The sequence below is a fragment of the Stenotrophomonas sp. STEN029 genome (genome assembly GCF_056760015.1).
Map to the genome: position 1 here is coordinate 1 of NZ_JBRREC010000140.1, position 7,718 is coordinate 7,718.

Annotated in this window: 7 protein-coding genes; 6 read left to right on the forward strand and 1 reads right to left on the reverse strand. The window is 65.8% G+C overall.

Annotated elements, in window-relative coordinates; genetic code table 11:
- Positions 1-158 precede the first annotated feature (158 nt).
- Positions 159-818, reverse strand: coding sequence for a response regulator (locus tag ACVOLI_RS19750; RefSeq protein WP_481615686.1), 660 nt, complete (start codon positions 816-818; stop codon positions 159-161).
- Between the two features lie 111 nt (positions 819-929).
- Here ACVOLI_RS19750 and ACVOLI_RS19755 point away from each other — a divergent pair, with 111 nt between their 5' ends.
- The 6 genes from ACVOLI_RS19755 (at position 930) to ACVOLI_RS19780 (ending at position 7,594) form a co-directional block, all read left to right on the forward strand.
- The gene (locus tag ACVOLI_RS19755) at positions 930-2,078 is read left to right on the forward strand and encodes an OprO/OprP family phosphate-selective porin (RefSeq protein WP_481615687.1); all 1,149 of its coding nucleotides are present in this window, start codon (positions 930-932) and stop codon (positions 2,076-2,078) included.
- 116 nt (positions 2,079-2,194) lie between these two features.
- Positions 2,195-3,460 (forward strand): amino acid deaminase, encoded by a 1,266-nt coding sequence (locus ACVOLI_RS19760; RefSeq protein ID WP_481615688.1) that lies wholly within the window; start codon positions 2,195-2,197, stop codon positions 3,458-3,460.
- 23 nt (positions 3,461-3,483) lie between these two features.
- Positions 3,484-4,839: a GntT/GntP/DsdX family permease gene (locus tag ACVOLI_RS19765; protein ID WP_481615689.1), complete on the forward strand. Its 1,356-nt coding sequence runs from the start codon at positions 3,484-3,486 to the stop codon at positions 4,837-4,839.
- A gap of 2 nt (positions 4,840-4,841) precedes the next feature.
- Positions 4,842-5,717: a MurR/RpiR family transcriptional regulator gene (locus tag ACVOLI_RS19770; protein WP_481615690.1), complete on the forward strand. Its 876-nt coding sequence runs from the start codon at positions 4,842-4,844 to the stop codon at positions 5,715-5,717.
- Between the two features lie 3 nt (positions 5,718-5,720).
- Entirely contained in the window at positions 5,721-7,160 is a 1,440-nt protein-coding gene (locus ACVOLI_RS19775) for an N-acyl-D-amino-acid deacylase family protein (RefSeq protein ID WP_481615691.1), read from the forward strand.
- Between the two features lie 35 nt (positions 7,161-7,195).
- Positions 7,196-7,594 carry a RidA family protein gene (locus ACVOLI_RS19780; RefSeq protein ID WP_282267150.1) on the forward strand — a complete coding sequence of 133 codons (399 nt, stop codon included), beginning with the start codon at positions 7,196-7,198 and terminating at the stop codon, positions 7,592-7,594.
- Positions 7,595-7,718 lie beyond the last annotated feature (124 nt).

The following is a 7,718-nucleotide window of genomic DNA, read 5'->3' on the forward strand; positions in this document are numbered from 1 at the left end:
AGCATGGCTCGGCACTACAGGTGACGGTTTGTCGGTAATGCTCCAGCCGAGCATGGCTCGGCACTACAGGTGACGGTTTGTCGGTAATGCTCCAGCCGAGCATGGCTCGGCACTACGTTGGGGTTGCTTGGAAAGCCCCTGCCGAGCATGGCTCGGCACTACGGGGCGGGTCCTGGCAACTCTGGCTCCCACTCCGCCTCCAGCGTCTTCAACAGCACCGCTGCCTGGGTGCGGCTATTGCATTCGAGCTTCTTCAGCACAGCGGTGACGTGCACCTTCACCGTGTTCTCCGCCAACCCCAGCACGTGCGCGATCTGCTTGTTGAGCAGGCCATCGGCCATGCACAGCAGCACGCGCATCTGTTGTGGGGTCAACCGCGCCAGCCGTGACGCCAGCAACGCGTCATGTTCGGAACGCACCGCAGCCAGCGGCGGGAAACAGGTATCGCCGTCCATCACCGCTGCCACCGCCGCACCTATCGATTCAACCGGCGCGGATTTTGGAATGAAGCCGACCGCACCGAACTGCTGGGCCCGGCGTATCACCCGCGGATTGTCATTGGACGAAATGATGATCACCGGCAATTCGGGCCGTTCGCCGCGCAGCCACACCAGCGAGGAAAACCCGTGCGCGCCGGGCATGGTCAGGTCGAGCAGGACCAGGTCCACATCGGCATGCTCCGCCACCGCCTGGGTCAGGGCCGAGACACTGGCAACTTCCAGCATCTCGCCCACGGCACCGCCGTCGCGCAATGCATGCAGCACGGCGGCACGGAACAACGGGTGGTCGTCGGCAACAAGCACCTTGATCAGGCTCATGTCGCAAGTTTGGCACGGGCGCTGCCCGCCCGCCCTAGTCCAAAATCGCTATTGGTGGCTGAACTGCCCCTGTCTATCGTCCGCGCACTCCCCAATGTGCCGAGGCAACGGATGGCCGGTTTTACCCTGCGCGCTTCAATCGCTGGCCTGCTGATGCTGGCCAGCACCCCTGCCGCACTCGCCAGCGACCATATCACCGCCGAAGCCAGCGGTCGTCTGTACTACGAGTTCGCCCGCTTCGACAATGACAAGCGCGGTCCGGCCGAACGCCGGGGCGACGACCTGCGCGCGGCGTGGCTGGGAGTCGCCGGCAAGGTTCACAGCGTTGGGTACAAGCTCGAGGCCGACTTCGCCGGCCATCGGCCGGTCGCACGCGATGTCTATCTCACCCACAGGATCGGCACCGCACTAGTGACCATCGGGCAGTTCAAGCAGTTCTACACGCTGGATGACCGCAGCAGCGCCAACCACGCGCCGATCATCGAGCGCAGCTACCTGGTGCAGTCATTGGGTACGGCTTACCGGCTGGGCATTGGTGCGCAAGGCAACCACGACGGCATTTTCTGGAGCGGCAGCGTCTTCAGCCTGGAAAGCATCGACGTGTGGCAGGCCAAGGGCCACGTCATCGGCGGCCGGGTTGGGCATGCGCCATGGAGCCAGCCGGGCCGGGTACTGCACTTTGGCGTTTCCGGTGCCCGCGAGCACCACAGCCATCCCGGTGCCGATGGTGCCCTGCCAACGCGCGCACAGGTCCGCGCAACCGGCCACCTTGGCAGGCACGGCCGACTGCCGTTGGTGGAGTTCCGCAATGGTCGTGCGGTCACGGTCAACCGCTACAGCTTCGAGACCGCCGGCGTCTCCGGCCCATGGTCGTGGCAGGCCGAGTACGGCGGCGCCCGCTACGACGACGGTCAACAGCGCGCTGAAGTCCAGGCCGGCTATCTGCAGGGCAGCTGGCTGCTTACCGGGGAATCACGCCCCTACGACGCAAAGGGGGGCCGCTTTGTCCAACTGTCACCGGAAGGTGACTTCGGTGCATGGGAACTGGTCGCCCGCTACGACCGTATCAATGGTCGCCAATGGCCCGCGCAGCCACGCGACGTCACTGCTGAAGCGTGGACCGTCGGAGTGAACTGGTATGCCTCCAGGAACGTCCGGCTGATGCTGGACTGGACCGACAGCCGGCGTCGTGATGAACTGCTCGGGCGGACGCTGGACCACAGCGGCGTCCTTGCCGGTCGCGTCCAGCTGCACTTCTAAGCCTTGGTCCGCCTTGACCGACCCAAGGCATACAAGAAAATAATTTTCACGTATTCTCCCTTTTCGCCCCAATAGCCACCCATAATCCCGGGTGACCAAGGCAAGAGGCAGGATTCGTGCAGGAAAATTACTTTCATTCCGAAGCAGTTCTAGACGGCAAGGGCCTCCCCAGCGGGGGCCCGTGGACCCCGGCATCGCTCGCGGCCGCCGCACCGGCCATCCTCGAAGAGCAGCTGAGCCTGCCCGCCGCCGTGCTCAGCGCCCCGGCACTGCAGCACAACCTGCAGTGGATGGGTCAATTCGCGCAGGCCTATGGCTGCCAACTGGCGCCGCATGGCAAGACCACCATGAGTCCGGCGCTGTTCCGCATGCAGCTTGATGCCGGTGCCTGGGGCATCACCCTGGCCACCGCGCCGCAGACCGTTGCTGCCCATGCCGAAGGCGTACAGCGCGTGCTGCTCGCCAACCAGTTGGTCGGCAAGGGCAACTTCGAACTGATCGCCTCCCTGCAGCAGCGCGATCCGGGCTTCTGGTTCGCCTGCGTGGTGGACTCGGCCGCCAATGTGGCCGCGTTGGGCAGCTACTTCAGCGCGCGCGGGCAGCAGATCAAGGTATTGCTGGAGATTGGTCTGGCCGGTGGCCGCACCGGCGTGCGCGATGAGGCCCAGGCGCAGGCCGTACTGGATGAAATTGCGCGTTGGCCGGATGCGGTCGCGCTGGTCGGTGTCGAAGTCTACGAAGGTGTCGCTGGCGACGAGGCTGGCGTGCGCGCCATGCTGCAGCGCAGCCTTGCGCAGTGGCAGGCGATCCGTACCAGCGGCGGTTTCCGCCAGTTGCCGGCCATCCTCAGCGGCGCCGGTTCGGCCTGGTTCGACGTGGTCGCCGAGGAGTTCTCCGTGCTGGCCAACGATGCCGATGCGCAGATCGTGCTGCGTCCGGGCTGCTATCTCAGCCACGATGTCGGCATCTACCGGCAGGCGGCCGAGCGCATCCACGCCAGCAATCCGGTCGCGCGCGAGATGGGCAGCAGCCTGCAGCCGGCGCTGCGGCTATGGGCTTACGTGCAGTCGCGGCCGGAACCGGGCAAGGCCATCATCGGCCTGGGCAAGCGCGACGCAGCCTTCGATGCCGGTTTCCCCGTGCCTGCGCTGCACTATCGCCCTGGCGACGCGGCACCGAGCAACGCCGCCGCGCATTGGAAGGTCACTGCGATGATGGACCAGCACGCCTTCCTCGAACTGCAGGCCGACGATGAGCTGCAGGTGGGCGACATGCTCTGTTTCGACATTTCCCACCCCTGCCTGACCTTCGACAAATGGCGCCACCTGCTGGTGGTCGATGACGCACACCGCGTTGTCGGCGCTGTTTCCACGCAGTTCTAACCGCTTCCATTGAGCCTGTTCGCATGACCGACGGTAATCTGCTGTTGATCTACGCCGCATTGTCGATCCTTGCACTGATCGTGCTGATCGCCCGCTTCCGACTCAATCCCTTCATCAGCGTCACCCTGGTGTCGGTGGGCCTGGCGCTATTTGCCGGCATGCCGGCGCCGGAGATCCTGCCCGCCTACGAACAAGGTGTCGGCAAGACGCTGGGGCACATCGCATTGATCGTCGCGCTGGGCACCATGCTCGGCAAGATGATGGCCGAGTCCGGCGGCGCCGAGCGCATCGCGCGCACCCTGATCGCCCGCTTCGGCACGAAGAACGTGCACTGGGCGATGATGTTGATCGCCTTCTGCGTGGGCTTGCCGATCTTCTTCGAGGTCGGCTTCGTGTTGCTGATCCCGATCGTGCTCAATGTCGCCCGCCGCACCGGCGTACCGCTGTTGCTGGTCGGCCTGCCGATGGTGGCCGGCTTGTCGGTGGTGCATGGCCTGGTGCCGCCGCATCCGGCGGCGATGCTGGCGGTGAATGCCTATGGCGCCGATGTCGGCCGCACCGTGTTCTATTCGCTGTTGATCGGCTTGCCGACCGCAGCCGTCGCCGGCCCGGTATTCGCCAAGTTCGTGGCGCCACGGGTCAAGCTACCCACGCACAACCCGATGGAAGCGGCGCTGCTCGACGAAGGCCATGGCCGCATTCCCGATGAGCAGCTGCCCGGCTTCGGCATCACCCTGGCCACCTTGCTGTTGCCGGTGGTGCTGATGCTGCTCGGCGGCTGGGCCGACCAGATCGCTACACCCGGTTCGGCCCTCAACCACGGCCTGCGCTTCATCGGCCACTCGGTGGTCGCGTTGCTGCTGGCGACCCTGATGAGCTTCATCACCCTGGGCCTGATGCGCGGCTTCAGCCGTGAACAGATCCTCAAGTTCACCCAGGAATGCCTGGCACCCACAGCGGCGATCACCTTGCTGGTCGGTGCCGGTGGCGGCCTCAACGGCATCCTCGTGCATACCGGCGTCGCCGCCGAAATCATCGGCTTGTCGCAGCGCTTCGAACTGTCGCCGCTGCTGATGGGCTGGACCATGGCCGCGCTGATGCGTATCGCCACCGGCTCGGCAACCGTGGCGATGACCACCGCCTCCGGCATCGTCGCGCCGATTGCAGCCGCCATGGGCTATGCCCACCCTGAATTGCTGGTGCTGGCCACCGGTGCCGGCTCGGTGGTGCTGTCACACGTCAACGACGGTGGCTTCTGGCTGGTGAAGGAATACTTCAACATGACTGTCGCCCAGACCTTCAAGACCTGGACGGTGCTCGAAACCCTCATTTCCGTCATCGCCCTGTCCCTGGTGATGGCCCTGTCCATGGTGCTTTGAACATGTCGCAGAATACGTTCGATATCGTCTATGAGCTGCGCCAGCGCCAGCACGAGTTCAGCCCGGTCGAGGCGCGGATTGCCGCGGCGATCCTGGCCGACGTGGATGCCGCCGCGCAGTACGGCGTCAGCGAGCTGGCTGAACGCGCCGAAGTCAGCGCTGCCGCCATCTCGCGCTTTGCCAAGGCATTGGGCTGCGAACACGTCCGCGAGCTGCGCGCACGGCTGGCCTCGGCCAGCGCGGTCGGCAAGCGCTTCCTGGAGCAGCAGAACGCACCGCCGGTATCCGCGCTGTACGCGCAGATCTGCGATGACATCCAGGAGAGCCTGCGTCACAACATCGCCAATCTGAAAGAGGACGTGGTGCAGGAACTGGCCGAAACCATCTGCCAGGCACGCATGATCCACATCTTCGGTCTCGGTGGTTGCTCAACGGTATTCGCACAGGAGCTGCAGAGCCGCTTCGTCCGCTTCGGTCGTCCCGTCTCGGCCTGCAGCGATGCCTTGATGATGAAGATCATCGGCGCCACGCTTGGACCGCAGGATCTGGTGCTGGTGCTGTCGGTCAGCGGCATTACCCCGGAAATCATCTCGGCGGTGGACATCGCACGCACCTACGGTGCCCGCATCGGCGCCATCACCCAGGCCAACACCGCCCTGGCAGAACGCAGCGACTGGCTGTTGCCGATCCAGATCGAGGAAACCGACTTCGTGTTCAAGCCCTCGGCCTCGCGCTACGCGATGATGCTGGCGATCGACGTGCTTGCCACCACCACCGCACTCAACGATGCCAACGCCAACCACGAGCACCTGCGCCGCATCAAGCTGGCCCTGGACCGCCACCGTGGCGGTGATTCGCGCCTGCCGCTGGGTGACTGATCCATGCATGATTTCTTGATACGCAACGCCCTGATCTTCGATGGCAGCGACCAGGCTGGCGTGCAGGGTGATGTGGCCATCAATGCCGGGCGTATCGTCGCGGTTGGCCAGCTTGGAGACGCGCCTGCGGCGCATGTGGTCGACGCGCAAGGCCTGGCGCTGGCGCCGGGCTTCATCGATGTGCACACCCATGACGACCTGGAAGTGATCCGCAATCCGGACATGCTCAGCAAGTTGTCGCAGGGCGTGACCACCGTGGTGGTCGGCAACTGCGGCATCAGCGCCAGCCCGGTGCAGATCCGCGATCAGGTGCCGGACCCGATGAACCTGCTGGGCGATGCCGAGGATTTCCGCTATGCGGATTTCGCCAGCTACCGCAAGGCGGTGGAGCTCGCCGGCCCTGCAACGAACGTGGCCGCACTGGTCGGCCACACCTCCCTGCGCCAGAACCACATGGACCGGCTCGACCGCGCCGCCAGCGCCGACGAAATCAGCGCGATGCGCACGCAGCTGCGCGACAGCCTCGCCCAGGGTGCACTCGGCCTGAGCAGCGGCCTGGCCTATGCGTCGGCCTTCAGTGCACCGTCGTCGGAGGTGGATGCACTGGCGGAGGAGCTGCCGCGCAACGGGCTGTATGCCACCCACCTGCGCGATGAATTCGGCGGCATCCTCGAGGCGATGGAAGAAGCCTTCCATGCCGCACGCGTGCCGCAGGCAGCGGTGCGCGTCTCGCACCTGAAGTGCGCCGGCATCGACAACTGGGGCCGCAGCGGCGAAGTGCTGGCCTGCCTGCACGCCGCCTCGGCCACCCAGGATGTCGCCTGCGATTGCTATCCCTATGCCGCCAGTGCCTCGACCCTGGACCTTAAACAGGTCACCGATGCCTTCGACATCCTGATCACCTGGTCCGAGCCCGAGCCCGCCCAGGGCGGTCGCCTGCTGGCGGCGATCGCCGCCGACTGGAAGGTGTCGCTGCTGGATGCCGCAATCCGCCTGCAACCGGCCGGTGCGGTCTACCACGGCATGGACGAGGCCGACGTGCGCCAAATCCTGGCCCATCCGCTGACCATGATCGGCTCCGATGGCTTGCCGCGCGATCCGCGTCCGCATCCACGGCTATGGGGCACCTTCCCACGTGTGCTTGGCCATTACGCCCGCGATGAGCAGCTGTTCCCGCTGCATACCGCTGTGCACAAGATGACCGGCCTGCCCGCGTCACGCTTCGCGATGGGGGCACGCGGCTTCATCCGCGCTGGCTGGTGCGCCGATCTGGTGCTGTTCGACCCGGCACGGATACGTGACACGGCAAGTTTCCACGACCCGATCCGCGCCGCCGATGGCATCAACGCGGTCTGGGTCAACGGCTGCCTGAGCTACGACGGCAAGCAGGTCGTTGCCCGCGCCGGCCGTTTTGTCTGCCCCGAGGCTGCCCCCGCAGCCTGAGTTGCAACCGCTGTACCCATTACAAAGGAATACCGATGAGTGACATCAAACGCTATGGCGCCGAAGGCGGCGTTGGCCAAGGCAAGCAGCACATGCCGTTCTCGCGCGCGGTCGAAGCCGACGGCTGGCTGTTCGTCTCCGGGCAGGTACCGATGCGCGACGGCGAACTGGTCGCTGGCACCGTGACCGAGCAATCGCACGTGGTCATCGGCAATGTGCTGCAGATACTGGCCGAGGCCGGCTACGGCCCCGAGCACGTCGTGCGCTGCGGCGTGTGGCTGGACGACGCCCGCGACTTCTACGCCTTCAATGGCGTGTTCAAGCATTACTTCGGCGAAAACCCACCGGCCCGCGCCTGCGTCGAAAGCCGCATGGTGGTGGACTGCAAGGTGGAAGTGGACTGCGTGGCCTACAAGCGTCCGCAGCGCGACTGATCCGCCTGCAGCGCCCGGCAGGGACACGCTTCGCTGTAGTGGGGGGGGGGGGGGGGGGGGGGGGGGGGCGGGGGGGGGGCGGGGGGGGGGGGGGGGGGGGGCGCACCGGGAGAGGGGTGGGGGG